This is a genomic window from Thermobacillus xylanilyticus, from assembly GCF_907165215.1.
Taxonomy (GTDB): domain Bacteria; phylum Bacillota; class Bacilli; order Paenibacillales; family Paenibacillaceae; genus Thermobacillus; species Thermobacillus xylanilyticus.
Genome location: NZ_CAJRAY010000008.1, coordinates 9,621 through 33,259 on the forward strand (window position 1 = coordinate 9,621; position 23,639 = coordinate 33,259).

The 23,639-nt window shown below is 64.5% G+C and carries 27 protein-coding genes and 1 riboswitch; of the genes, 4 read left to right on the plus strand and 23 right to left on the minus strand.

Features of this window, described 5'->3' with window-relative positions:
• Positions 1 to 950, minus strand: a 950-nt coding sequence (locus tag KJQ12_RS02095) for a S16 family serine protease (protein ID WP_213483277.1), incomplete at its 3' end; no start/stop codon positions are given.
• Positions 951 to 1,063: 113 nt separating this feature from the next.
• On the opposite strand from KJQ12_RS02095, the gene KJQ12_RS02100 reads away from it, so the two are divergent.
• A complete protein-coding gene (locus tag KJQ12_RS02100) occupies positions 1,064 to 2,239 on the plus strand; it encodes a nucleoside recognition domain-containing protein (RefSeq protein WP_213483278.1) in 1,176 nt (391 codons plus the stop codon).
• 23 nt (positions 2,240 to 2,262) lie between these two features.
• Here the strand turns inward: KJQ12_RS02100 and coaD are convergent, their stop codons facing one another.
• The 3 genes from coaD to KJQ12_RS02115 all read right to left on the minus strand — a co-directional run bounded on the left by coaD (position 2,263) and on the right by KJQ12_RS02115 (position 4,012).
• Complete coding sequence (gene coaD / locus KJQ12_RS02105) at positions 2,263 to 2,796, minus strand: pantetheine-phosphate adenylyltransferase (RefSeq protein WP_015255014.1); 534 nt, start codon at positions 2,794 to 2,796, stop codon at positions 2,263 to 2,265.
• On the minus strand, positions 2,783 to 3,376 hold the full coding sequence (rsmD, locus tag KJQ12_RS02110; RefSeq protein WP_015255015.1) for a 16S rRNA (guanine(966)-N(2))-methyltransferase RsmD: 594 nt from the start codon (positions 3,374 to 3,376) through the stop codon (positions 2,783 to 2,785). The genes coaD and rsmD overlap by 14 nt, the downstream gene beginning before the upstream one ends.
• Positions 3,377 to 3,775: 399 nt before the next feature.
• The gene (locus KJQ12_RS02115) at positions 3,776 to 4,012 is read right to left on the minus strand and encodes a hypothetical protein (RefSeq protein WP_213483279.1); all 237 of its coding nucleotides are present in this window, start codon (positions 4,010 to 4,012) and stop codon (positions 3,776 to 3,778) included.
• 250 nt (positions 4,013 to 4,262) lie between these two features.
• Between KJQ12_RS02115 and KJQ12_RS02120 the strand changes: the two genes are divergently transcribed.
• Positions 4,263 to 4,484 carry a DUF2905 domain-containing protein gene (locus tag KJQ12_RS02120; RefSeq protein WP_015255018.1) on the plus strand — a complete coding sequence of 74 codons (222 nt, stop codon included), beginning with the start codon at positions 4,263 to 4,265 and terminating at the stop codon, positions 4,482 to 4,484.
• A 36-nt stretch (positions 4,485 to 4,520) separates the two neighbouring features.
• Here the strand turns inward: KJQ12_RS02120 and KJQ12_RS02125 are convergent, their stop codons facing one another.
• From KJQ12_RS02125 to KJQ12_RS02175, 11 genes are all read right to left on the minus strand, one after another.
• Complete coding sequence (locus tag KJQ12_RS02125; protein ID WP_213483280.1) at positions 4,521 to 5,333, minus strand: TatD family hydrolase; 813 nt, start codon at positions 5,331 to 5,333, stop codon at positions 4,521 to 4,523.
• Positions 5,334 to 5,434: 101 nt separating this feature from the next.
• Complete coding sequence (locus KJQ12_RS02130; protein ID WP_213483281.1) at positions 5,435 to 6,205, minus strand: ABC transporter ATP-binding protein; 771 nt, start codon at positions 6,203 to 6,205, stop codon at positions 5,435 to 5,437.
• On the minus strand, positions 6,189 to 6,980 hold the full coding sequence (locus KJQ12_RS02135) for an ABC transporter permease (protein WP_213483282.1): 792 nt from the start codon (positions 6,978 to 6,980) through the stop codon (positions 6,189 to 6,191). Before KJQ12_RS02135 ends, KJQ12_RS02130 begins: the two co-directional genes overlap by 17 nt.
• Positions 6,970 to 7,272, minus strand: coding sequence for a thiamine-binding protein (locus KJQ12_RS02140; protein ID WP_015255022.1), 303 nt, complete (start codon positions 7,270 to 7,272; stop codon positions 6,970 to 6,972). The genes KJQ12_RS02135 and KJQ12_RS02140 overlap by 11 nt, the downstream gene beginning before the upstream one ends.
• A 47-nt stretch (positions 7,273 to 7,319) precedes the next feature.
• Positions 7,320 to 8,384, minus strand: coding sequence for an ABC transporter substrate-binding protein (locus KJQ12_RS02145; protein WP_213483283.1), 1,065 nt, complete (start codon positions 8,382 to 8,384; stop codon positions 7,320 to 7,322).
• 126 nt (positions 8,385 to 8,510) lie between these two features.
• A riboswitch (TPP riboswitch) is annotated at positions 8,511 to 8,620 on the minus strand.
• Positions 8,621 to 8,681: 61 nt separating this feature from the next.
• The gene (locus KJQ12_RS02150) at positions 8,682 to 9,767 is read right to left on the minus strand and encodes a glycosyltransferase family 2 protein (RefSeq protein WP_015255024.1); all 1,086 of its coding nucleotides are present in this window, start codon (positions 9,765 to 9,767) and stop codon (positions 8,682 to 8,684) included.
• Complete coding sequence (locus KJQ12_RS02155; RefSeq protein WP_213483284.1) at positions 9,764 to 9,934, minus strand: hypothetical protein; 171 nt, start codon at positions 9,932 to 9,934, stop codon at positions 9,764 to 9,766. Before KJQ12_RS02155 ends, KJQ12_RS02150 begins: the two co-directional genes overlap by 4 nt.
• On the minus strand, positions 9,931 to 10,602 hold the full coding sequence (locus KJQ12_RS02160) for a class I SAM-dependent methyltransferase (protein WP_213483285.1): 672 nt from the start codon (positions 10,600 to 10,602) through the stop codon (positions 9,931 to 9,933). The genes KJQ12_RS02155 and KJQ12_RS02160 overlap by 4 nt, the downstream gene beginning before the upstream one ends.
• A gap of 5 nt (positions 10,603 to 10,607) precedes the next feature.
• Positions 10,608 to 11,921, minus strand: a complete 1,314-nt coding sequence (locus KJQ12_RS02165; protein WP_213483286.1) for a nucleotide sugar dehydrogenase — start codon at positions 11,919 to 11,921, stop codon at positions 10,608 to 10,610.
• Between the two features lie 48 nt (positions 11,922 to 11,969).
• A complete protein-coding gene (locus tag KJQ12_RS02170) occupies positions 11,970 to 12,953 on the minus strand; it encodes an SDR family NAD(P)-dependent oxidoreductase (protein WP_213483287.1) in 984 nt (327 codons plus the stop codon).
• Between the two features lie 32 nt (positions 12,954 to 12,985).
• Complete coding sequence (locus KJQ12_RS02175) at positions 12,986 to 13,672, minus strand: glycosyltransferase (RefSeq protein WP_213483288.1); 687 nt, start codon at positions 13,670 to 13,672, stop codon at positions 12,986 to 12,988.
• 197 nt (positions 13,673 to 13,869) lie between these two features.
• On the opposite strand from KJQ12_RS02175, the gene KJQ12_RS02180 reads away from it, so the two are divergent.
• Positions 13,870 to 14,580, plus strand: coding sequence for a GT-D fold domain-containing glycosyltransferase (locus KJQ12_RS02180; RefSeq protein ID WP_213483289.1), 711 nt, complete (start codon positions 13,870 to 13,872; stop codon positions 14,578 to 14,580).
• A 93-nt stretch (positions 14,581 to 14,673) separates the two neighbouring features.
• Here the strand turns inward: KJQ12_RS02180 and KJQ12_RS02185 are convergent, their stop codons facing one another.
• The 3 genes from KJQ12_RS02185 to KJQ12_RS02195 form a co-directional block, all read right to left on the minus strand.
• The gene (locus tag KJQ12_RS02185) at positions 14,674 to 15,081 is read right to left on the minus strand and encodes a hypothetical protein (protein ID WP_015255030.1); all 408 of its coding nucleotides are present in this window, start codon (positions 15,079 to 15,081) and stop codon (positions 14,674 to 14,676) included.
• A gap of 93 nt (positions 15,082 to 15,174) precedes the next feature.
• A complete protein-coding gene (locus tag KJQ12_RS02190) occupies positions 15,175 to 15,522 on the minus strand; it encodes a YolD-like family protein (RefSeq protein WP_213483290.1) in 348 nt (115 codons plus the stop codon).
• A gap of 205 nt (positions 15,523 to 15,727) precedes the next feature.
• Positions 15,728 to 16,966 carry a DNA polymerase IV gene (locus KJQ12_RS02195; protein WP_213483291.1) on the minus strand — a complete coding sequence of 413 codons (1,239 nt, stop codon included), beginning with the start codon at positions 16,964 to 16,966 and terminating at the stop codon, positions 15,728 to 15,730.
• Positions 16,967 to 17,150: 184 nt separating this feature from the next.
• Here KJQ12_RS02195 and KJQ12_RS02200 point away from each other — a divergent pair, with 184 nt between their 5' ends.
• Complete coding sequence (locus KJQ12_RS02200; protein WP_015255033.1) at positions 17,151 to 17,831, plus strand: SOS response-associated peptidase; 681 nt, start codon at positions 17,151 to 17,153, stop codon at positions 17,829 to 17,831.
• Positions 17,832 to 17,944: 113 nt separating this feature from the next.
• Here the strand turns inward: KJQ12_RS02200 and KJQ12_RS02205 are convergent, their stop codons facing one another.
• From KJQ12_RS02205 to KJQ12_RS02225, 5 genes are all read right to left on the minus strand, one after another.
• On the minus strand, positions 17,945 to 18,232 hold the full coding sequence (locus tag KJQ12_RS02205; protein ID WP_213483292.1) for a stage VI sporulation protein F: 288 nt from the start codon (positions 18,230 to 18,232) through the stop codon (positions 17,945 to 17,947).
• 111 nt (positions 18,233 to 18,343) lie between these two features.
• Positions 18,344 to 20,395 carry an ATP-dependent DNA helicase RecG gene (gene recG, locus KJQ12_RS02210; RefSeq protein WP_213483293.1) on the minus strand — a complete coding sequence of 684 codons (2,052 nt, stop codon included), beginning with the start codon at positions 20,393 to 20,395 and terminating at the stop codon, positions 18,344 to 18,346.
• Positions 20,396 to 20,400: 5 nt separating this feature from the next.
• Positions 20,401 to 21,252 (minus strand): DegV family protein, encoded by an 852-nt coding sequence (locus KJQ12_RS02215; protein ID WP_015255036.1) that lies wholly within the window; start codon positions 21,250 to 21,252, stop codon positions 20,401 to 20,403.
• A gap of 37 nt (positions 21,253 to 21,289) precedes the next feature.
• Positions 21,290 to 23,047: a DAK2 domain-containing protein gene (locus KJQ12_RS02220; RefSeq protein WP_213483294.1), complete on the minus strand. Its 1,758-nt coding sequence runs from the start codon at positions 23,045 to 23,047 to the stop codon at positions 21,290 to 21,292.
• A gap of 11 nt (positions 23,048 to 23,058) precedes the next feature.
• Positions 23,059 to 23,418 (minus strand): Asp23/Gls24 family envelope stress response protein, encoded by a 360-nt coding sequence (locus KJQ12_RS02225; protein ID WP_015255038.1) that lies wholly within the window; start codon positions 23,416 to 23,418, stop codon positions 23,059 to 23,061.
• Positions 23,419 to 23,639: the final 221 nt, after the last annotated feature.

Consider the following 23,639-nt stretch of genomic DNA (forward strand, 5'->3'; position numbering starts at 1 on the left):
TCCGGCACGAGGAACAGGTCGGCGCCGGCGCGCGAGGCGGCAATCGCCTTCAACTTGATGCCGCCGACCGCGCCGATTTCGCCCGACGGCCCGATCGTGCCGGTGGCGGCAATGCGCCGCCCGCCCGTCAGGGATTCCCCGGTCAGCCGCTCATAGATATGGAGCGCAAGCACGAGGCCCGCGGACGGCCCGCCGAATTGGCCGGCATCGATCGTGACGCTTACGGCGGGATCCGCCGGCCGGACGGCGATGATTTCGGTCAGCTCCGCGCCGCCGAGCATGTCCGCCGGCGTCTCCGCATCGGCGCCGTCCACGGCCAGCCGCACGGCTGTCTCGGTGCCGCCGCGCTGCACGGTCAGTTCCGCTTCGCGGCCTGCGCGGCTTCGCAGCGCATCCGTCAGTGCGGCCAGCCCGTCCACATCGGCGCCGTCCACGGCCGCGATCCGGTCGCCGGCTTTGAGCGGTCCGGCCCCCCGCGCAACGTACACCCCGACCGGCTCCGATTCATACCGCACGCCGGCCAGCCTGAAGGCCGCCTCCGCCGCTTTGCTTTGCGATTCCGCCATCAGCACGTCCATCCGCGCCTTGTATTCCTCCGCGCTGCCGCCCTGAAACACCGACTTCTTCGTGTAGGCTTCCCGGTCCGCCTGCCATGCGGACTTTACAACCGACCATAACGTGGCGCGCGGCTCCAGATACACCGTCGTCAACAGCCATTCGCCTTGAACGTCCCCGTGCGATGGAGCGCGCAGGTCCGGTTGATCCGGCTTGAGGCGCGGGTCTTGGCGGTTCGTTTTGTCCACCGTCACCAGCCCGTCGACGGGCACGACCACGCCCGGCTCGTACAGCACGTAAGGCACCGGCACCGCGAACAGCAGCACGGCCGCCGCCGCGGCAATTCCCCATCGCAGCGCCGCCTTCGCCGCGCCCGATGCGTCCGACCCCGGCATCACCGCTCCCCCTCTCCGCATGGTCTATTCGCCTGCCTGTCCGCGTACATTGAACTAATCTCGTCATTTTGCCGTATGGCTGCACACCCGCATCCGCGAAGGAGGATGGACGCATGTACCGATCCGCCGCGCTCGGCGCCGCCCTGCTGGCGCTTGCCCTGCTGATCGTCCGCTATCCCGGCGATTCGTTCCAGGCCGCGTTGCAGGGGCTGTCCATCTGGTGGAACCTGGTGTTTCCCGGCTTGCTTCCGTTCTTGGCGCTGTCGGAACTGCTCCTTGCGCTCGGGGTCGTCCATGCGGCCGGCGTGCTGCTCGAGCCGGTCATGCGGCGCGTTTTCCGTCTGCCGGGCAGCGCCGGCTGGGCGGCCGCGGTCGGCTGGTCGAGCGGCTTTCCCGCCGGAGCCGGCGCAGCGGCGCGGCTCCATCGGGACGGCGCCCTGACCGACCGCGAATGCCAGCGCCTGCTGGCGCTGTCCCACATGCCCAATCCGATGCTGATGCTGATCGTCGTCGGGGCGGGTTTCCTCAAGCGCCCCGAATTCGGCGCCGCCATCGCCGTCTCCGTCTGGCTGTCCGCCCTGGCCGCGGGATGGCTGCTGGCAAGGCTCGATCGGGCGGCCGGTTCGGCCGCCGTCCGCAGCGCGCCGGAGGACGGCCGGCACCTCCTGGCCCGGGCCGCCGCCGCGATGCGCGAAGCGCGCCGGCGAGACGGCCGCGGATTCGGCCAGGCGATGGGCGAATCGATCGCGCAATGCGTGCAGCAGCTGATGGCCGTCGGCGGGCTTGTCATCCTCGGGTCGGTGATGATCCGCCTGCTCGAGCGGGTGCTGCCGGACCTGCTCGAATTCGCCGCGTTCCCGGGCATCTACGAAGCGCATCTCGGCGCTTTCGCGGCCGCCGGGATGATCGAGCGGTTCGGCGCGCCGGCGGGCGCCGCGGTAATCGCCGCCGTCCTGAGCTGGACCGGCATCACCGGCCTGCTCGCCACCCACGGCATCGCCGCTTCGGCCGGCCTCCGGTTCCTGCATCTGGCCGCGGCCAAGCTGCTGCATGCGGCGCTCGCCTTCCTGACCGCCGCGCTGGCATGGAAACCGCTCGTCTGGCTGGCCGGACTCGGCGCGGACGATGCGTCGGCCGCTTTCCGCCTGCTGGCCGAACCGTCCGGCGCGGCCCGCCTTGCGCCGCTGCTCTGGCGGGCGATCCCGGCCTGCGCCTCCGTGCTCGCGCTCACCCTGCTGCTGATGCTGGCGGCGTCCCGGCTGCTGGCTGCGCGAAGGCCAGGCCGCTGACGGCCTGGCCTTCCTGTCCGCCCTCAGCCGGAGCTCGGCTTGTCCGACGGCGGTGCTGCGGACGCGAACTTCGTCCTCAGCGCCGCTTCCACTTCGGGCGGCACCAGATCGCCGACATCCCCGTGGAACATCGCGATCTCCTTCACAATGCTGGAACTCAGGTACGAATACTTCGGATTCGTCATCATGAAAATTGTCTCGATGCTGCTGTCGAGCTGATGGTTGGTCGACGCCAGCTGCAGCTCGTACTCGAAATCCGACACCGACCGGATGCCCCGGATGATGACGTCGGCGTTCCGCGTCTTCATGTAGCGGACGAGCAGATCGCGGAAACTGTCGACCTCGACATTCGGCAGATCCGACGTCGCCGCTTCCAGCAGCGCCTTGCGCTCCTCGACCGAGAACAGCGGATTTTTGCTCGTGTTGTTCAGCACCGCGACGATCAGCTTGTCGAACTGCTTCGCCGCCCGCCGGATAATGTCCATGTGACCGAGCGTCACCGGGTCGAAACTGCCGGGATAGACGGCAGTCCGCCGGGTCGGTTCATGATCCTTCATCGCTTTCCTCCTCGGCCGCATCCGCAGCCCTCGTGTAGTGATAGATCGAGACGGCGGTCTCGCCGTATGTCGCCCGCTTGCGCAGCGTCAAGCCGCCGACGGTTTCCGGATAGCGATGATCCGCCTCGTGCTCGACGACGACGATCGCGCCGTCCTCGAGCAGCCCGCGCTCCTCCATCTCGGCCATCAGCTCGCCGGCGCTCTTCATCCGGTACGGCGGATCAAGAAAAACGTAGCGGAACACCGCCCCGCGCTTGGCGAGTATGCGCAGCGCCCGCTCCGCCGTGTTGCAGTAGATTTCGGACCGCTCCGCCATGCGCGCCGCCTCGGCATTGCGGCGGATGACGGCGACGGCCTGCCGGTCCGCGTCGATGAAGACGGCCCGGTCCGCGCCGCGGCTCAGCGCCTCGATGCCGAGTCCGCCGGTTCCGGCGAACAGGTCCAGCGCGGCTCCGCCGTCGAAATACGGGCCGATCATGCTGAAGATCGCTTCTTTCACCTTGTCTGTCGTCGGGCGCGTGTTCATGCCGGGTACCGCCCTGAGCGGCGTTCCCTTCGCCGTGCCCGCAATGACCCTCACGTCTTACGCCCCCCGAAAGTCCGCAGTCTGTCCTAATCGTACCACAAAATCACTCCCGCGCAAGGGAAACGGGAACGACGGGGATTTGCGCCGCGCGAAAAAAATTTTTGTCCGGCATGTATATTTTGCCCCGTACGGGACATCATGTAGACAGCGGCGTCGAGAGATGCCGCGAAAACCGCGGAGAAGACTTACGTTTCCCCATAAGCTCTTCGTCCGGTTTCTCCTCTCCCATGCTGGGGCTCTCGTGAGGGAGCCCCGCTTTTTTTGCTTTTCACACGTTTTGTGTTTCACGAGCCCGCCCTGACCGGCTTCGCCAAGCACGACAAAACCCCGCGGCCCAAATGCCGCGGGGTTCGGGATTGATGGACTCGGCTGCAATGTAATTTAAGCGCTTTCTTATTCGGATCCAGATTCGCCGGAGTCGCCGGCGTCATCGCCGTCGGCGGACGCCTCTTCCGCGCCGTCGCCCTCCTCTTCTTCCGCTTCCCCGGAGTCGCCCGCTTCCTCCGCCGCAGCCTGTTCGGCTTCCGCAGCGGCCTGCTCAGCTTCGGCAGCGGCTTGTTCGGCTTCCGCCGCCTCTTCCGCGGCGTCTTCGAGCTCGAGGTCGATCTTTGCCGGTTCTTGTTCGCCCATCGCAATCCCTCCATCTATTATTCCATGGATTTCCTGCTCCTTCATTATAAATAGGCGCATGTGCGGAAGTTGTCGCCCTGTGGAATCGAAGGTTACGGATGGATAACAATTGCGTTACAATTTGTTGCAGAACGATCCGTCGAAGATTCCCCTTCCGCGATCCGGCGAGATCCCGCGGAATTGCAACCGCTCCGGGCATCCGTTATGCTGATAGCGGATAGAATCATCTGCGTCGGGAGGGAAAAAAACGATGCCATCCATGCCCAAACTGCTGATGGCCGCCGGCGCCGTGCTGTTCCTCGTCGGGCTGATCTGGATGCTCGTCGGCAAATCGATTCCGCTCGGCCGGCTGCCCGGCGACATTGCGATCGAGAAGGAGAACGTCCGGTTCTATTTCCCGATCGTCACCTGCATCCTTATCAGCGTCGTGCTGTCGGCCGTCATGTACCTCGTGCGCCTGTTCATGAAGTGACGGCCCATTCCGGCGCGCTCACCGTCTCCAATCACGTCAAATACCGTAAAACCGCTTCGTGACCGCGAGCATCGCGGCAGCCGTCTCCTCCGTACCCAGTCCTTTCAGCTCCGCGACGGCGCGGATCACTTCCCGCACCAGCGCGGGAGTCGTCGGCCGGCCGGCAAACGGCCCTTCGTGCTGCCACGGCCCGTCGGTCTCCGCCATGAGCAGCTCCAGCGGCCAGGCGCGCACCAGCGCCTGAATCTCCGGCTCGTACACGACGTCCGGGGTCACGGACACATGCCAGCCGTGCGCGATCATCCGGCGGACCGCCGCCTCCGGACCCTTGAACCAGTGAAAATGCGCCCGCTTCACGCCATGCTGCTCCAGAATGTCGCAAGCTTTCTCCGCATCCTCGTAGACGGCGTGCAGCACGATCGGCCGATCCAGCTCCGCCGCGAGTGCCGCGAACCGGCCGAGCAGCGCAAGGTGGGGGCCTTCGTCGAACGGGCGGCCGGCCGATTCCGCTTCGGTCCGCGTGTAGTACGGCAAGCCGACTTCTCCGATCGCAAAGCGTTCGCCCGCCTCGTGAAGCCGGCGGATCCAGGCGAACAACGCCTTTTCCTCGTCCGGCTCGGGCAGCGGAATTTCCGGATGGTGGCCGTAGGCCGGCATGTAACGGCCGGCATGCCGGAGCGCCAGCTCCCGGTTCTCGCGGCTCGATTCCAGATTCATCGACACGCCCACGACCGCCTCGCCGCCCGCGGCATACGCCTCGGCCAGCAGCCGTTCCCGCTCCTCGGGTTCGTACTTGTCCACATGAATATGGGCGTCGATCCAGCCGAACGCCTCCCGCACCTTCGCCATGCTTCCGCCTCCTTCACATCTTGCGCGCCGAAAAAACGGCCCGCGTCCCCGGCACTGATCCGCATCAACCTGCCCGCATCTGCTCCAATCTGCAGATTTGCTTACGCTCCGTCCGATCCGCCCGCCGCAGCCGGCTTCAGCAAATCGTAGATCGCGTCCCTGAGCTCGGCGAATTCCGGCGTCTTCCACAGCTTTGCGCTGCGCGGCCGTCCGAACGGCACGGCGAGCTCGCGCAGCACGGACGCCGGCCGCGCCGACAGAACGACGATCCGGTCCGACAGCAGCAGCGCCTCCTCGATGCTGTGCGTCACGAGCAGCACCGCGCGCCGGTTCGCTTCCCACATGGACAGCAGCCACTCCTGCATATGCTGCCGCGTCAGCGCGTCCAGCGCGCCGAACGGCTCGTCCAGGCACATCAGCTTCTGCGGGCTGAGCAGCGCGCGGATGAACGAGACGCGCTGCTGCATGCCGCCGGACAGCGTGTGCGGCCAGGCGTCCGCATAGTCCGCCAGGCCGACCCGGCCCAGCCACTCCCGCGCAAGGCGCTTCGCCTCTCCGCGCGGTACGCCGGCGATGCCGAGCGCGAGCTCGATGTTGCCGGCGACCGTCCGCCACGGCAACAGCGACGCCTGCTGCGGCATGTAGGCAATGAGTCCGCGCCGCCCTTCTGCGCGCCGCCCGTCGATCCGGATCTCTCCCTGCTCCGCCGGCTCCAGCCCGCCGATTACCTTGAGCAGCGTGCTCTTGCCGCTCCCGGACGGCCCGATCAGCGAGACGAACTCGCCGTCTTCGACCGTCAGCGAGACGCCGGCCAGCACCTCCTTGTCCCCGTACCGCTTCACGACATCGCGCACCTCAAGCGCCGGCGCCATGGCCGCCCCTCCTCTCCGCCTCAGGCTTCCAGCGGACGACAAGCCGCTCGATAAGCGCGGCCAGACCGAACATCAGCATGCTGAACGCGATGATGATGATGGTGCCGGCGAACACGCGCCCCGTCTGGAAACCGCTGTAGGACAGCTTGATGTAATAGCCGAGCCCGCTTCCCCCGCCGAACCATTCCGCCGCGACCGTCGTCGTCACGCTGTACGCGGCCGCGATGCGGAAGCCCGAGAACAGATAAGGCACCGCGTTCGGCAGCTCGAGCTTCGCGAAAATCGTCCAGCGGTCCGCGCCGATCATCGCGAGATAGCCGCGCAGCGCCGGGTCGCACTCGCGCAGCCCGGTCAGCATCGCGACCGTCACGGGGAAGAAACAGACGAGCATGATGAGGACAATCTTCGGCTCGTCGCCGAACCCGAGCCAGATGAGAAGCAGCGGCACGAGCACGATGTACGGTACGGTCTGCGACAGGACGAGCAGCGGCGCCGCCGCCCGCCGGGCGCCGGGCACAAGATGAATGACCGCCGCAAGCAGCGTGCCGGCGAGGACACCGAGCGCAAGGCCCGTCAGCGTCCGCCAGACGGTGGCCAGCGTATGCATCTCAAGCCGCGGCCAGACGTTCGGCTGCATCGCTTCGCGCACGATCGCCGACGGACTCGGCAGAATGTACGGCTCAATCGCGAACAGACGGACCGCCGCTTCCCAGGCGGCGGCGCATAATGCGATGACCGCCAGCGGCGGCCATCCTCTCATCCATTTATTGCCCATCGGGATATTTCTCCAGCAGGCGCGCCATCGAGGCGCCTTCGGTCGGATTGTAGTAAATCTTCACCTGTGAAATGATGGACGGGCACCCCGCCTCGATCAGCGCGTCGTTCATCGCCTTCACGAGCGGAAGCAGCCGGTCCAGGTCGCCCTCGATCGTCGTCTCGAGCGGCCCGACCCGGTAGGGCAGCCCGGACGCCTTGATTACGTCGATGGCCCGGTCCACGTAAGGGATGACGCTCTCCCCGCCGGGCGTGTGGGGCAGAATCTGAATGCTCAAGAGTGCGTCGGCCATGCCGGATTCCCCGCTTTCATCTTTTGTTTCGGAAGCTCAGCGCCGGCTTACTCCGGCAGGAATTCGTTCGTGAACGCCGCTTCCGGATCGAACTCGCCTTCCATCACGCCGTGCTCGGCCATCCATTCGGCGTAGTTTTTCCACACTTCCAGCTTCTGCTCGCCCCAGCGCGGCGCATCGTCCTGATACTTCGGGCTGAGCCATTTCTGGCTCGCCTTGACGAGCTCAGCGTTCAGGTCGGGCTCGGCTGCGATCAGCACGTCGGCCGCTTCCTCCGGATTGTCGATCGCGAACTTGTACCCCGCGGCCGCGCCGGCGACGAATGCCTTCACCAGATCCGGCTTTTCCCCGATCAGCTTCTCGCTCGTGGCAAGCACCGGCGTGTAGTAGTCGAGCTTTTCGCTGTAATCGGTCAGGTAGACCATGTTCAGCTCCTCGCCGCGGAGCTCCGCCTCGATGCCGGTCCAGCCGTAGAAAATCCAGAAGAAATCGACGTCCCGCTTCACCGCCGTGAAGAAATCGGTGTCGCCGACGTTGACGAACTCCACCCTGCTTACGTCGCCGCCGTCTTCCTGCATGATCGAGTCGATGACCGCTTCCTCCACGGGCGAACCCCAGCCGCCGTATTTCTTGCCTTCGAAATCTTTCGGCGTCTTGATGTTCTTGTCCGCCGGCGAAGCGAAGCCGGACGTGTTGTGCTGGATGACGGCCGCGATCGACACGATCGGCACGCCGTTCGTCCGCGCGAGGGTGACCGCTTCCTGATAGCTGACGCCGAATTCGACATCGCCGGAGGCGACCATCTGATCGGCGCCCGCTTCGCCGGGCTGGATGATCTCGACATCAAGTCCCTGCTCGGCGAAAAATCCTTTGTCCCGCGCAACATACAGCCCCGTATGGTTCGTGTTCGGCGACCAGTCGAGCACGACCCGCACCTTCTGGAGCGGCTTGTCCGATCCGTCCGCGGCTCCGCCCGCATTGGCGGCGTTACCGCCGTTTTCGGTGTTTCCGCCGTTTCCTCCGTCATTGCCGCTTCCCCCGCCGCAGCCGGCCAGAACAAGCAGCAGCGCGAGTGCGAGCAGACCCCAGCTTTTTCTCCTTTTCCTTCGCATTCCGGTCCTCTCCCGTCCTTGCATCTGTTGTCGCGACAACAGACGACAGGCGCCCCCCTGACCGGAAGGCGCCTTCGATTCGGTGCGCATGAGCGTAGCGGCTCGGCATGCGGTCTGACGCATGCGGCGCGCTGCTTGACGTTTCCCTACGCTGGCATTATCCAGATCAGGTTACAGGGTCGGTATCGCGTCCGGATACCCTCTCAGCCGGCTGTCCCAGCTCCCCGGGGCTTCTGTTCGGTTGTCGTCACGCTCATTATAGCAGACGGGCGCGAATGCGCAAGTGCGGGCGGAGTATCAGGCGCCTTCCCGCAGCTTTTCCTCCAGAATGCGCCGGTTGGCCTTCAGCCCTTCATCGTCCGGCAGCCACCCGAGCGCGGCTTCGTTGTGTCTTGCCGCATCCGCCCAGCGGCCGAGCTGCCCGTAGCAGATGGTGAGCCGCGCATGCGGCAGCCACGTGCGGCAGGCGTTGTTGACGACGCCGAGCCAGCCTTCGGCGAGCGGCGCGTCCAGCGCCCGCTCGTACCAATAGGCGGCCGTCCGCCAGTCCCCCGCTTCCTCGAACCATCCGCCGAGCGCGCAGCACACTTCCGCGTGGGGCGCGTCGAACAGGAACGAGCGGAGCAGCGCGTCGATCCGGCCGGCCGGATCGCCCAGACGCCGGCAGCAGTCGGACAGCCTGAGCGCGGCCGTCACCTTGTCTTCCCGGTAGCCGGCCGGCTCAGCCAGGTACGCCCGATAGGCTTCCGCCGCCTCCCCGAAACGTCCGGCGTCCGCCAGCTCGTTCGCGTAATAATAGAGATCGCGCCCCTTGAGACCGCCGGTTTCGGCCGCGATCCGCTCGTAGATGCGCAGATTCCGGTCCGAATGGTCCCGGGTGGTGCGATAATGCGCGATGCCGATATCGACAGCGATGGCATGGGCGCCTGAGATGTCCAGATACTCGTGCACCCGTCCGTGCCAGCGATAGCCCCGGCCCCGCCGGACGAGCCGGCAGCGGCGCGTCGCGACCGTCGGCCTTCCCGCCGCGTCGAACGCCAGCCAGTACGGCATGAGCACGGCGTCGGCGTGATCCGGAATCTGCGCCTTGAACGCCGCGAATTTTTCCCGCTCCCCGTCGGGCAGCACGTCGTCCGCATCCATCCACATGATGAACTCGCATGACGCCTGGTCGAACGCGAAGTTGCGCGCCGCCGCGAAATCGTCCACCCACTCGAAATCGCAGACGCGCGCGCCAAAGGAGGCCGCCACCTCCTTCGTGCGGTCCGTCGAACCGGTATCGACGATGACAAGCTCGTCGACGACCGGAGCGACCGATGCGAGACACCGGCCGAGCACCGCTTCCTCGTCGCGGACGATCATGCACAGACTGATCGTCGTCACGTCCTCCCTCCTTTCCCGGGTTCGGACCGTTTCTTCCGCGCTTCCGCGAGCTGCCGCTGCAGGTCCCTCAGCTGGCGGATGAGCCCTTCGATCCGGCCGTCCTTCTGTTTCAACTGCTCCTCCAGCGCCTGAATGCGCGCGTTCTGGCTCTGGATCATGCCTCTCATTTTCCCCCCTGCTGATACTGCCGCTCGTAGGCGAGGAAATGTTCCTCGTCCAGCCGGATCAGACGCTTCAAGCGGTCGGCGTTGTCCGGTCTGCGGAACCTGAGCGACCGCTTGCGGCCGGCATAGCAGAGGTAGCGGTGATGCACTTCCATCGTAAGCTCGTCGAAATACGGGTCGGTCAGTTCCGCGAGCCGTCCCGCGTAGAACGTCTGCTTGTGATCATGGAACGCGTGCAGGCCGAACGGCACGGTGATGATGCAGACGCCGCCGTCCGCCAGCCAGCCCGAGACATTGGCCAGCACCCGCTCCGGCTGGGTGAAATGTTCGAGCACTTCGCCGAGCAGCACCGTGTCGAACGGGCCCCAGTCGTGCGGCTTTGTCGCATCCGCCGTCATGAAGCGGACGTTCGACCGGACGATGGCGGGCTCCTTCGCCAGCTCCGCCCGCGCATAGCGGATCGCCTCGTCTTCCAGATCGATGCCGAGCACCTCATACCCTTCGCGGCCAAGAAGAATCGAGGCGATGCCCTGGCTGCAGCCGACATCCAGCACCCTGTTGCGTCTGGCATGCCTGCACATCCAATGAATGCGGGCGCGCGTCGCTTCGTGCGACGCGCTGGAGCCCGACTTACCGTAGTACCGCTGGTTGACTTGATCTTCATTGACCATGGATCTCACCCCTGCGCGGCGGGCAGCCCGAGAGACGGCTCTCCCAGCCGGGCGATATGTCCGCTCTCGAAGCCGTCGAGCGCATTCCTCGTATCCAGCACGAGCGGCGCATGCTCCGCGATCAGGCGAACGTCGACCGAAGCATGCCGGGTCAGGATAACCGCCAGATCGAGGCCGGCCAGCAGTTCGGGCGTAAGGCTCACCGTCCGGAACGTCCGTCCGCGATGGCGGAACGACGGCACGAGCGGATCGCAGCAGACGACGTCCGCCTGCCGGGCGGCCAGTTCGTCCAGAATGTCCAGGGCGGGCGATTCCCGCACGTCGTCGACATCCGGTTTGTACGCGATGCCGATCAGCGCGATGCGCGCGCCGCGCATCGGCTTCCCTTCCCGGTTCAGCAGCTCCGTCACCCGCTCGACGACGTGCCGCGGCATCCGCCGGTTCACCTCGTCCGCCAGCTCGATCAGCTTCATCGGCCGGCCGTATCGCTTCGCCGTCCAGTTCAGGTAGATCGGGTCGACCGGTATGCAGTGGCCGCCGATCCCCGGACCCGGCCAGAACGGCAGGAAGCCGAACGGCTTCGTCGCCGCCGCCCGCACCACTTCCCATACGCTGATGCCGAGCCGTTCGCAGAGCAGCGCAAATTCGTTCACGAGCGCAATATTGACATTGCGGAACGTGTTCTCGAACAGCTTGGCGGCTTCGGCCGCCGCCGTCGAGCTGACGGGCACGACCTGCTGCACGATCGAGCGGTAGAACTTCACGCCCGCTTCGAGGCAGGCCGGCGTCGCGCCGCCGACGATCTTCGGCGAATTGTCCAGCCGATAGACGCGGTTGCCCGGGTCGATCCGCTCGGGCGAGTAGCAGAGATGGAAATCTTCGCCGACCCGCCAGCCGCGCGCCTCTTCGACGACGCGGCGGATGAGCTCATCCGTCGTGCCCGGGTACGTCGTGCTCTCGAGCACGACCAGCGTTCCCCGCTTCAGATGCGGCAGCATGGCGGCGACCGCCGAGCGGATGAACGTCAGATCCGGCTCGCGCTCCGCCGTCAGCGGCGTCGGCACGCAGATCACAATCGTCTGGGCACGTGAAACGGCAGCGTAGTCGCCGCCGGCGGTGAATTCGCCTTGGACGGAGCGGATCGTCTCGTCGTCGATACCGATCACCGTCGACTTGCCCGCGTTCAGCCGGTTGATTTTCTCCTCGTCGACATCCAGTCCGTACACCCGGTATCCGGCCTTCGCCAGCGCCACGGCCATCGGAAGCCCGACATAGCCGAGTCCGACCACGGCCGCAGCGGGCCGATCATGAGTATCCATATCGCGCCTCCTCTCCGCCTTGATGGCGTAGCCAGTCCCCATGCCGCCTCAGAACCCGCCGGCATCCAGCAGTCCGGCGATGCCCGCCTTGTCCAGCAGTTCGTCGTCCGAGCGGTACGGCTGCGGCTTCGCCGGCCGGTAGGCGGCATATTTGCGCGCAAGTTCGGGTTCGGGGGACGGCGGCAGAATGACGAGCACTTCGTCGTCGTAATGCCGCGCATGCAGCGCTTCGCGCGCGGACACGAGCGTCTCGTGCAGCTTCTCGCCCTCCCGGATGCCGATTTCCCGTATCCTCACATCCGCGCCCGACCGCTCGATCATCACCTCCGCCAGATCGCGGATGCGGCAGGCCGGCATGCGGATGACGAACGTCTCGCCGCCCAGCGCCGCCTCCGCCGCGCGCAGCAGCAGGCCGATCGCTTCGGGCAGCGTCATGAAGTAACGCGTCATCTCCGGGTGCGTAATCGGCAGATCCTCGCCGCGGCGTATCCGCTCCAGGAAGAACGGCACGACGCTGCCGTTCGTGCCAAGCACATTGCCGCCGCGGATGCAGACGAACCGCGTTGCGTCGGTCAGCTTGTTCGCCCTGAGCGTCAGCTTCTCGGCGATCGCCTTCGTCATGCCGTACACGTTCACCGGGTCGACCGCTTTGTCCGTCGATACGTCCACAACCTTCCGGACCCGCTGCGCAATGGCAGCCCGGATGACGTTCTCGGTTCCGAGCACGTTCGTCCGGAACGCCTCGTCGGGCTGCCGTTCGCAGATCGGCACATGCTTCAGCGCCGCGAGATGGAAGACAATATCGACGCCGCGGCAGGCGTCATGAACGGCGTCGTAATCCCGCACATCGCCGATGATGAACCTGACGCGCCCGTCAGAGCCGATCTCCCGTTCCATCTCGACTTGCCGATGCTCGCCGCGGGAGAACACCCGAACTTCCCGCGGGTCGTATTTGTGAAGCAACGTATGGACGAGATGGCGTCCCCAGGACCCCGTCCCGCCCGTCACCAGGATGGTGCTGCCGCTGTACATGCCCTCGTCTCCCTTCTCAGCCGGCGGGCGGCTTACATGAATTCGCTCAGCACGGCTTTCATCTGCTGTTCGCTCAGCCTGCCCTTTGCCGGCACTTTTTTCCTCGACGCGTTGGCGCCGTGCACGACGTTCACGTAGTTCCGCCCCGGCAGCAGCTCGTGGGGCAGCTTGATGACAAAGCCGTGGCCTTTGCCGGGGAGCTTCACGCGGTAACCGTCCAGATAGTCCTTCGTCTTGTAGATGTACGTATAGAACTGCGGCGAAAAATGGTACACCTCGGCCATCACGTTCTCGATCGTGTCCCACATGTAGCCGTTCTGATTGATCAGGGCGACGGTGCCCGGCTTCGGCTTCCAGTCCATGAGCAGCTGCACGAACGTTCTGCGGTACAGATCGTCGGAATCGAGCCGCGCCACGAACAATTCGTCATAACCGGATGTGAACGCGCGTATCGCTTCGACGCAGGTCCGCTCCGAGCCGAACCGCACGTGCGGGGGGAAGTCCTCCCAGTCTTTGCGCAGCGGTCCGTTCAGCAGCGGCTCGGATTCTTCCGCAACTTTCAGCAGCGCGAGAAAGTCGGGGTTCGTCTGGCGCTGCAGACAGCGGAGGGTATATCGCCGGAAGATGGCGATCCGGTTGCGGATCCATGCCGGCTTGAGCCGATCCGGGACGATGCCGTAGTTGTTGAAATTGATCTCGATGACGACTCGCCTGGCCATGTTCAACCTCCTTGCTTGTTCCTCGTTCAATGTATGAATGCAAGGCGCCGGCCGCATGGTTGATTGATCTCGTCCATTCGTCCAAATCCGGCCGCAGGCCGCAGTCGGCGGCGGACATCCATGCCCCTCGGCAAGCCGGACATATACTGAAAAATGAATCCCGCACCATCTCTGTCCTTCGGGAGGAATGATACATCGTGGATCGAACGCAGCTGACGCAAGCGCAGGTGCTGCAGCGCATTGCGCATGCGCTCAAGACGAAATCGCCGCTGTCGCTCGTCCGCGTAGGGGACGGCGAGAATCTCGTGCTCGCCCAGCAGACCGTCTGGCCGATCGACGCCGTGCTGAAAGAGCCGTGGGCCGTGAAAGCAAACGAAGGCAAGAAAGGGCTGCGGCTGCCGAACCTGCCCTTGCGCGACGCCGTCGCCGAGTCGATCCGCAAAGCCGACATCGTTGGCATTCTGCCCTTCGGCGACCGGACGATCCACGCGCCGGACTACCTGAAGCGCAAGTTGACGGATCGCGTATTCCGACATTTCCGCATCGTGCCGAAAGCGGTCTGCCACGCCTGCGTGAACCGGATGCTGGCGACGGATCCGATGTTCTGGAAGACGCTTGCCGGCAAGCGGATCGCGGTCGTGACGCACCATGCCGACGCGGCGAAGCGGGTCATCGAGAACCGTTTCCGGGGCATCCGCGTCACGCTGACCTATCCGTTCTCCGACTATTCCCAGATGGAACAGGCGCTCAAATTTCTTTCCGACAACCGCAACCTGTACGACATCGCGCTGTTCTCCTGCGGCGTCAACGCCGTCGTGCTGGCTCAGCGCACCGCCGAACAGACCGGCAAAGTCGCGCTCGACTTCGGCAAAGCGCTCCATATCATCACAAAAGGACGCCCGAACTGAATCGGGCGTCCTTTTGCGCTTGGCAATATGAACAAGAACCCCGGGAGCCGGGGTTCTTCCCGAAAACCGGGGTTCTTGCGCAGGGCGGCGCACTCAGGCGGTCGAGGCGATGCCCCGGAACACTTCCGGGCCGTTCCGCACGGCCGTCGTCGTGCCCGAGATAAAGGCCGTGTAGACCGTCTCCGCAGCCGGCGGCGCCAGCAGATCCTGTGCCGTAAAGGAGTGCACTTCCGTCGTGCCCGTTACGCTCACCGTCCCGGTCAACGTGAAGATGACATTGGCGGGGTTGAACGTCGAGCCGCGGACGATGTCAACCGTGAACGTGTCGCCGATGTCGCCGCTGATGCCGACCATGCCGTCCAGCGCGATAATCGTGTTCGGCGCGTTCTGCGTCTGAAGCCCGATGATGCCGAACAGCGTCGGCGTAGCGCTCAGCGGTACGTTCGGAGCACCGACCGTGTTGGAGTTCATTGAGCTGCGTTGATCGAGGAAAACTCCCATCCCATTCACCCCCTGCTTGCCTGAGATGCTACAGTCTATGGGATTTGGTGCTAAGCGGTATAGACAAACTATGGAGGATAAATGAGGATTTTTTTATTCCGCGCCGATCACATCCCGCATCTTCGCCCACATGTCCCCCAGCGCCGTGCGCAGCCGGATCCGTCCGGCCTGCGGATCGACCTTCGTCACGACGCCCGTCACCTCCCGGTCCGCATACTCGCCGTACAGCTTCAGCGTGACCGGCCGGCCCGTCTCGAGCGATTCGCCGATCCGAAGCGCCAGCTCCTCCATCTCCTGTTCGTCAAGCACGGGGCGCTCTTTGCGGTTCAGCGACTCCCGGTGGCCATTGATACGCTCCTTGTGTTCGGGCAGCATCATCCGGCTCGATTCCCAGAGCAGATTGTACCCGGATGTTAATTTGTTCACGCGCGGTTTTGCCATTGCTGTCCGCCATCCTCTCTTCGATGTCTGATCCTCTGTTGATGATTAGCCGACGTCTGACCCGCACTTGCCGCCTTGCTCGCAGTTGTCTTCCGACCCGCTCCTGTCGCCTTTCCGCTCCCGGGAGCCGGCCCGAACTTTCCGGACCGCCGTCTGCGCGAGGCCGCCGACCGTGCTCCGCCGCCCTGCGCATGCCGCTCCGGCGTCATTTGTAATGGCCGCCGATCTTGCGCGCCCGGTCCTTCGCCTGCCCGGCCTCGGTGAGCGAGACGGCGCGCATGATCGAATCGTCGCCGTACTTGTCCTTGATCCGGTCTGTCGCCCGTTCGAGGGCGCGGTATTTCTCCCGGTGGTCGAACAGCAGCAGCTGATATTCCCGGTCGTCCTGCAGACCGGTCATCGCGACGCCGACCTTCCGCACCGGCAAGCCGTCCCAATGCCGGTCCAACAGTTCGCACGCGAACCGGTAGGCGTCGTTTGTCGCCTGGGTCGGATACGGCAGCGTCATCTGCCGGAAAAAACCGCTCGGCCGGTCGAAGTCGGCGCCCTGGCAGCCGACGGCCAGCGTCCGGCCCATTTTCCCCTTGGCCCGCATGCGCCGGCAGACGAGCTCGCACAGCTCGAGCAGCACGACCCGCAGTTCTTCCCGCGTCTCGTAATCGCGCGGCAGCGTCATCTGGTGGCCGATGCCTTTCTGCCCGATGTGGGTGTCCGGCGTCACCGGCGAATCGTCGCACCCGCGCGCGATGCGCCAGATCATCTCGCCGTTGATCCCCCAGCGCGCCCGCAGCCGGGAAAGCGGCGCCCGCGCCAGGTCGCCGATCGTCTCGATGCCCATCCGGTTCAGGTGCGCCGTCATGCGCGAGCCGATCATGAACATTTTGCCGACCGGCAGCTGCCACAGCGTCTGCTCGAGACGATCCGGATCGAGCCGGAAAATGCCGGTCGGATGCTTCTTCGCGTAGTTGTCGCACGCCATCTTCGCCAGCACCTTGTTCGTGCTGATGCCGAACCGGACGTAGACGCCGGTCTGCTCCAGCACCTGCTTCTGGATCCGGCGGGCCGCCTCCTCGGGTCCGCCGAACAGGCGGGCCGATCCGGTCAGATCGAGGAACTGCTCGTCGATGCTGTACGGTTCGACCATGTCCGTGAACGACTCGTAGATGCGCGTGATGAGCAGGGAATACTCAATGTATTCCTGCATGCGCGGCTTCGCCACGATCAAGTCGGGGCACTTGCCCAGCGCTTCACCGAGCCGTTCGGCGGTGGTGACGCCGCGCGCCTTCGCGAGCGGGCAGGCGGCGAGCACGATGCCCGAACGGCGCTCGGGATCTCCCGCCACAACAAGCGGCTTCCCCTCGTACTCGGGATGTTTCGCCTTCTCGACGCTGGCATAGAACGACTGGCAGTCCGCCAGCATGATCACCCGCTGTTTCCGCGCCATCGCCCCGTCCTCCCCTGAGACAAGAACGTATGTTCTTATCATATTCAAAATACACGAACTTATGTTTGTGTATCAACAGTATTTTTCTGTAAGGTTCAGCGGGCGCGCATGCGCAGGCAGTGGCGGCGGCACGCCGCAAGACGCTATAATGGCCTCAAGAGAAGAACGCAAAGGAGAATCGCGCATGTGCGGCCGCTACACGATCACGGTGACGCTGGAAGAGCTGATGGTGCGGTACATGATCGGCGTGACGAACATTCCGTACCACCGGCCGAAATACAACGTGGCGCCCGGTCAGATGGTGCCCGCCGTCATCAGCGACGGCCGGACGAACCGGCTTGGGGAACTGAGGTGGGGACTCATCCCGTCTTGGGCGAAGGATGAGAAAATCGGCAGCCGCCTGCTGAACGCCCGCGCGGAGACGGCCGCGGACAAGCCTGCCTTCCGCGGGCCGCTCAGGACGAAGCGCTGCCTCGTGCCGGCGGACGGCTTCTACGAATGGCGGACGGAGCCGGACGGCAGCCGGCAGCCGCTTCGCATCGTGCTGCGGGGCGGCGGCATCTTCAGCATGGCCGGCCTGTACGAGACATGGACCGCGCCGGACGGGCGGCGCATCAGCACGGTGACGATCCTGACGACGGAACCGAACGAACTGATGGCGCCCATTCATAACCGGATGCCGGTCATCCTGCGTCCGGAAGACGAGGCGCTCTGGCTGGACCGCAGCGTGCGCGATCCCGAAGCGCTGCGTCATTTGTACACGCCGTATCCGGCGTCCGAACTCGAAGCGTACCCGGTCGGAAAAGCGGTCGGCAGCGTCAAGGCGGACGATCCGTCCCTGATCGAGCCGCTCGCCAAATCCTGAGAACGGACGGCTTACTATTTAAAGAAAAAACTTCCTCCATCCGCGGATCCGTGTGACGAATCCCGGAACAGAGGAAGTTTTTTCGCTGTCTGACCCGCTTGACCCGCAGCGCCCTAACGGAACATGCTCCACAGCCGGAGCAGATGCAGCGTGTTGTTCGGATCAATCCGCTGCGCGATCACGAATGCGATGATCCGCTCTTCCAGGTCGGACGTGAGCGGCTCGTTCAGGATGGCGGCCGCCGAGCGCACAAGACGGCGCACCTTCGCCCGATCCTGAAGGTCGTACTTGGTCACGCCGTTAAGCAGCGCCTTCATCCGCTCCTTGGTTGCCGGATTTTTCATCTTCCGTTTGACGCGCTCGACCAACTCGGGCCGAATGCCGTACTGCTGATAACCCACGCGCGGCACCTCCATCGCATTGACGGTCCGGCCGGGCCGGGGCCGTCATTTCAGGATATGACGTCCGCACCGCGCAGTTGTCATCCGCCGCAAATTTCGGCCGAAAATAATTCAATCGAGCTGTTCGCCCTGAAAGACCGGATCCCGCATCAACATCTCGCGCAGCCGCGCGCAGGCGGGATCGTGCCAGAAGGCCTCCCGCGACACAAATTCCGCCGCATCGTCCCGCGCCGTCTCCAGCAGCGCGTAGTCGGACGACAGATCCGCCACCTTGAAATCCGGCAGGCCGCTCTGCTTCGTGCCGAAGAAATCGCCCGGTCCCCTGAGCTCCAGGTCGCGCCGCGACACTTCGAATCCGTCGTCAGTCTCCGTCATGATCCGCATCCGCTCGAGGCCCGTCTCCGATTTCGGATCGGCGATCAGCACGCAATAGGACGCGTGCGACCCGCGTCCGACGCGCCCCCGGAGCTGATGCAGCTGCGACAGGCCGAACCGGTCCGCGTCCATGACGACCATCAGCGTCGCGTTCGGCACGTCGACGCCGACCTCAACGACGGTCGTCGCAACGAGCACATGCGCTTCGCCGGACGCGAACTCGCGCATGACCGCGTCTTTCTCCGCCGCGGTCAGCCGGCCGTGCAACAGCCCGACCTTGAGATCCGGGAAAGCCTGCTGCATCTGCTGATGCAGATCGATGACGTTCTGCACGTCCAGCTTGTCCGATTCCTCGATCAGCGGGCAGATGATGTAAGCCTGCCGCCCCGCCGCCACTTCCCGCCGGATGAAGCCGAGCACGCGGTCCAGCATGTCATGCCGGACCCAGTACGTCTTGATCGGCACCCGCCCTTTCGGACGCTCGCGCAGCGTTGAGACGTCCATGTCGCCGAACGCCGTAATCGCCAGCGTCCGGGGAATCGGCGTCGCCGTCATCGTCAGCACGTCCGGATGGATTCCCTTGCGGCGCAGAATGCTGCGCTGGCCGACGCCGAAACGGTGCTGCTCGTCCGTCACGACCAGGCTGAGGCTGCGGAAATGGACATCTTCCTGAATGAGCGCATGGGTGCCGACGACGACGTCGATCATGCCCATCTGCAGCCCGGCGATCACGTCCCGCCGCTGCCGCTCGGTCAGGCTGCCGGTCAGCAGCGCCACCTGGATGCCATGCGGCTTGAACAGCTTCTCCAGCGTGCGCAGATGCTGCTCGGCCAATATCTCGGTCGGCGCCATCAGCGCCCCCTGATGCCCGCTCTTCACGGCGGCATAGAGCGCGATAGCCGCGATGACCGTCTTGCCGGAGCCGACGTCACCCTGCAGCAGCCGGTTCATGCAATACGGCTGGCGCATGTCGTGCAGAATCTCGTTCACCGCTTTCTTCTGCCCGTCGGTCAGCTCGAACGGCAGTCCCGCCGCGAACTCGCGGATCGCCGCGTTGTCCGCCGTATGCGCGATGCCGTTCCGCTTGCGGCGCGTATGCGCGCGGTAAGCCTGCAGCTTGAGCTGGAACAGGAACAGTTCCTCATACGCCATCCGCCTGCGCGCGGCCTGGCCTTCTTCCGCGCTGCCCGGCGCGTGGATCCGCATCACCGCTTCCCTGCGCGGCATCAGCCCGTGCCGCTGGATCAGCTCGTGCGGCAGCACTTCCGGCACGAGATGGCCGAACTGCTGCAGCGCCTGCGCGATCGTCTTGCGCATCCAGCTTTGCGTGATGCCGCCTCCGACCGAATAGACCGGCTGCAGCGTGCCGGTCTTCGACGCCCCGCGGTCGGGAAACTCCGACTCGGCCACCGTGAGCTGGCGCCGGTGCCGGTCCCATTTGCCCGTCAGCGTAATGTCCCGCCCGGGCGTCAGCTGATCCTTCAGGAAATGCCGGTTGAACCAGACAGCCGTAATGAGCATCCGGCCCGCCGCCACGCGGCAGGACATGCGGGTTTTGCCGCCGTAGCGCTGCACGACCGGCGGGGCCGCGATTTTGCCCTGTATGGTCGCCTTCTCTCCATCTCCGACTTCTTCCAGCTCCCGCACCCGGTAATCCTCGTAGCGGAACGGGAAATATTCCAGTAGATCCGCCGCCGTACGGATGCCAAAGGCGTGAAGCTCCTCTTCTTTCCGGGCGCTCACGCCTTTGATCTGCCGTACCGGGATCTGGTCCAGCCTGATATTCATCACGTTCACGCCTTGTACATGAAGACGGCTGACGTTCCGGGTCCGACATGCGCGCCGATGACGCTGCCGATGAGCACATGGCGGACGCTCCGGACGTCGAACTTCTCCTGCATCCGCGCCAGCAGCTCTTTCGCCTGCTCGTCGTACTTGCTCCAGCCGATGCCGACATGGACGGGCGAACGGCCGAATTCTTCTTCCAGCATTTCGATGATGCGGTTCATGGCCTTCTTGGTGCCCCGCGTCTTCTCGACCGGCGCAACCACGCCGTCCTGGATCGTCAGAATCGGCTTGATGTTGAGCAGACCGCCGATCAGCGCGGCCGCTTTCCCGATCCGGCCGCCCCGCTGCAAATATTCAAGCGTGTCGACGAGGAAATAGATGCGCATCCCCTTGAGCATCCGATGGGCCGCCTCCACAATCTGCTCCTTCGAAGCGCCTTCCATGGCCATCTCCGCGGCGAGCAGCGCGGCCGCGCCGAACCCGTGGGAAGCGGACCGCGAGTCGATCACCGTGATGTCGTGTTCGCCTTCCAGCATCGATTTGGCGATGACGGCCGACTGGTACGTGCCGCTGAATTCCGAACTGAGATGGAACGAGATGATCTGCGCCTCCGGATCCTTGTCCAAGATGCGCTTGTACAATTCGAGAAAATCGTTCGGCGATGGCTGCGACGTCGTCGGCATGACCGGGGACGCTTCCAGCATGTCATAGAAATTGCCTGGACCGATCGTCACCCCGTCGAGATAGGTCTCTTCCCCGAAATGCACCTTGAGCGGAATCATCTCGATGCCCAGCCGCTGACACTCTTCCGCGGGAATGTCCGATGTGCTGTCCACGATGATTTTCACCGCACACATGCTTGATGCCTCCCGTCTTTCGCGAATGATCGTTCGATTACTCCACCGCAATCAAATAGGGATACAGCGGCTGACCGCCCTCGAAAATTTCCAGTTCGGCATCCGGATACGCGTCCTGCAGCCAGTCGGACAGCGCCGCGGTCTCCGCGTCATTCGTCCCTTCTCCGGTCAGCACCGTGACCAGCTCGCCGCCGTCTTCCAGCATCTTCGAAAGCAGCGTGCGGCAAGTCTCCTGCAGGCTGCCGGAAGCCGCGACGATCTCCTTGTCCATGATGCCGATATAGTCGCCTTCCCGGATCGTCAGCCCGCCGATCGTGGAATCCCGCACGGCAAGCGTTACTTCGCCGGAACGGACCGACTCGGCGGCTCCGCGCATCCGCTCCTCGTTCCGCTCGGCCGTCTCCGCTTCATTGAACGCAAGCAGCGCGGCCAGCCCTTGCGGAATCGAGCGCGTCGGAATGACGGTGACGGAGCGGCCGCTCATTTCCGCCGCCTGCTGCGCGGTCAGGATGACGTTGCCGTTGTTCGGCAGCAGATAGATCCGCTCCGCGCTGAGCGATTCGATCGCCTGCAGGAAATCTTCCGTGCTCGGATTCATCGTCTGCCCGCCCGACAGCACGATATCGGCTTCATGCCGGAGGAAGATGTCGGCGATGCCGCCGCCCATCGCGACGGCGATGATGCCGTACGGCGCGAACTCGTGCACCTGCTCGGGCGACACGCCCTGCACCGGAGCGCCGCCCGTCAGCACTTCGGGCGCCGCCAGTTCCGGCCCGCCGCCGGCGGGCTCCTCCTGATCCAGCAGTTCGCGGTGCTGTTCGCGCATGTTCAGGATGCGGATGTCGATCAATTCGCCGTAAGGCAGCGCGAGGTTGAGCACATCGCCCGGCTTGCGCGAATGGACGTGCACCTTGATGATGTCGCCGTCTTCGATGATGATGACCGAATCCCCGTCCTTCTCCAGCGCGCGGGTGAACCATTCCCGATCGAAACGCATGCCGGCCGGCATCCGTTCGGGACGCCGGATGAAAAACTCCATGTCATACGGAAATTCGATCGATTCCGTCGCCACCCGGCTCTGCGCCGGCGCGGATTCCGCACGGCGCGCCGGAGGCGCCGCGGCGGCCGGCGCGAAGACTTCGGCCGCGGCGGGCATCTCGACGGCTTCAACCGTTGCTTCGCCGGACAGGTACGCCGCGAAGCCCTCGTACAGATGGACGAGTCCCTGACCGCCGGAATCGACAACCCCGACCTGCTTCAGAATGGGGAGCATGTCCGGCGTCTTGAGCAGCGTCTCCTTCGCCTTCGCCAGCACCTCGCGCATCAGCGCCGCAATATCGGGCGTGCGGCGGGCGATCGACACCGCGTGCCGGGCAGATTCCCGCGCGACCGTGAGAATCGTTCCCTCGACCGGCTTCACCACCGACTTGTAGGCGGTGTCGACCCCCTGCTGCAGCGCCCCGGCGAACTGCACAGCGTTCAGCTCGTCATGGCCGGCCGCTCCGCGGGCGAACCCGCGGAACAGTTGCGACAGAATGACGCCGGAGTTGCCTCTGGCTCCCATGAGAAGCCCCCGTGAAAGCGCTTCTGCTGCTGTTCCTAAAGAAAGCGACGGGCGGCTCCTCAGTTCCTGCACACCCGAACGCATCGTAAGATTCATATTGGTTCCCGTATCGCCGTCCGGCACGGGAAAGACGTTCAGCGCGTTGATTTGCTGCATGTTTCGCTCCAGCGCGTCCGCGCCCGCAAACACCATTTCCGCGAATGTCTTTCCGTCAAGCACCCGCTTGCTCACCCGATTCCCTCCTACTGCGATACCCTTACGCCTTGCACAATGATGTTCACATAATCCACTTTCAGACCGGTGACTTCATTCAATACATATTTCACGCGCGACTGAACGTTGTGCGCGACTTCCGAAATTCTCGTGCCGTAGCTGACGACGATGTACAGATCGACATGCGTCGCCTCGCCTTCCCGACGGATTTCGACACCGCGCGATAAATTTTCCCTGCCCAGAAGTTCGGCAATGCCATCCTTGAACTGCTTGCGCGACGCCATGCCGACCAGACCGTAGCATTCCATGGCTGCTGAGCCCGCGATCACCGACAACACATGATCCGACACATGGACATGACCCAGTTCAGTCTGGAGTTGCGTAGACATGGCTCCACTCCTCCTCAGGCAAGTATAGGCTAAATTCATTATAAAGATTGCACAGGCAGAATACAAACGGAAATCGCCGATAGATCGTCCATGTTCGCCGAAAATCTCACGCAATCGGCTCCGTTCCCTGCGTTTCGATGACTTGTCCCGTGCCGACTTGCAGGTTAGAGTAAAATTTGTGTTGGGGTAAAGATTGGAAAAAGCGGGCATAGAAAGAGAGC

Bases quoted from the DNA above. Each gene is read 5' to 3' on its own strand.
- KJQ12_RS02185 (WP_015255030.1), bottom strand. From the start codon at position 15,081: ATGGGAGTTTTCCTCGATCAACGCAGCTCAATGAACTCCAACACGGTC.
- KJQ12_RS02200 (WP_015255033.1), top strand. From the start codon at position 17,151: ATGTGCGGCCGCTACACGATCACGGTGACGCTGGAAGAGCTGATGGTG.
- KJQ12_RS02215 (WP_015255036.1), bottom strand. From the start codon at position 21,252: ATGTGTGCGGTGAAAATCATCGTGGACAGCACATCGGACATTCCCGCG.
- KJQ12_RS02145 (WP_213483283.1), bottom strand. From the start codon at position 8,384: ATGCGAAGGAAAAGGAGAAAAAGCTGGGGTCTGCTCGCACTCGCGCTG.
- KJQ12_RS02125 (WP_213483280.1), bottom strand. From the start codon at position 5,333: ATGGCGAAGGTGCGGGAGGCGTTCGGCTGGATCGACGCCCATATTCAT.
- KJQ12_RS02170 (WP_213483287.1), bottom strand. From the start codon at position 12,953: ATGTACAGCGGCAGCACCATCCTGGTGACGGGCGGGACGGGGTCCTGG.
- KJQ12_RS02155 (WP_213483284.1), bottom strand. From the start codon at position 9,934: ATGAGAGGCATGATCCAGAGCCAGAACGCGCGCATTCAGGCGCTGGAG.
- KJQ12_RS02130 (WP_213483281.1), bottom strand. From the start codon at position 6,205: ATGGCGCCGGCGCTTGAGGTGCGCGATGTCGTGAAGCGGTACGGGGAC.
- KJQ12_RS02160 (WP_213483285.1), bottom strand. From the start codon at position 10,602: ATGGTCAATGAAGATCAAGTCAACCAGCGGTACTACGGTAAGTCGGGC.
- KJQ12_RS02100 (WP_213483278.1), top strand. From the start codon at position 1,064: ATGTACCGATCCGCCGCGCTCGGCGCCGCCCTGCTGGCGCTTGCCCTG.
- KJQ12_RS02140 (WP_015255022.1), bottom strand. From the start codon at position 7,272: ATGGCCGACGCACTCTTGAGCATTCAGATTCTGCCCCACACGCCCGGC.
- KJQ12_RS02190 (WP_213483290.1), bottom strand. From the start codon at position 15,522: ATGGCAAAACCGCGCGTGAACAAATTAACATCCGGGTACAATCTGCTC.
- KJQ12_RS02195 (WP_213483291.1), bottom strand. From the start codon at position 16,966: ATGGCGCGGAAACAGCGGGTGATCATGCTGGCGGACTGCCAGTCGTTC.
- KJQ12_RS02175 (WP_213483288.1), bottom strand. From the start codon at position 13,672: ATGGCCAGGCGAGTCGTCATCGAGATCAATTTCAACAACTACGGCATC.
- KJQ12_RS02120 (WP_015255018.1), top strand. From the start codon at position 4,263: ATGCCATCCATGCCCAAACTGCTGATGGCCGCCGGCGCCGTGCTGTTC.
- recG (WP_213483293.1), bottom strand. From the start codon at position 20,395: ATGAATATCAGGCTGGACCAGATCCCGGTACGGCAGATCAAAGGCGTG.
- KJQ12_RS02115 (WP_213483279.1), bottom strand. From the start codon at position 4,012: ATGGGCGAACAAGAACCGGCAAAGATCGACCTCGAGCTCGAAGACGCC.
- KJQ12_RS02135 (WP_213483282.1), bottom strand. From the start codon at position 6,980: ATGGGCAATAAATGGATGAGAGGATGGCCGCCGCTGGCGGTCATCGCA.
- coaD (WP_015255014.1), bottom strand. From the start codon at position 2,796: ATGAAGGATCATGAACCGACCCGGCGGACTGCCGTCTATCCCGGCAGT.
- KJQ12_RS02165 (WP_213483286.1), bottom strand. From the start codon at position 11,921: ATGGATACTCATGATCGGCCCGCTGCGGCCGTGGTCGGACTCGGCTAT.
- KJQ12_RS02225 (WP_015255038.1), bottom strand. From the start codon at position 23,418: ATGTCTACGCAACTCCAGACTGAACTGGGTCATGTCCATGTGTCGGAT.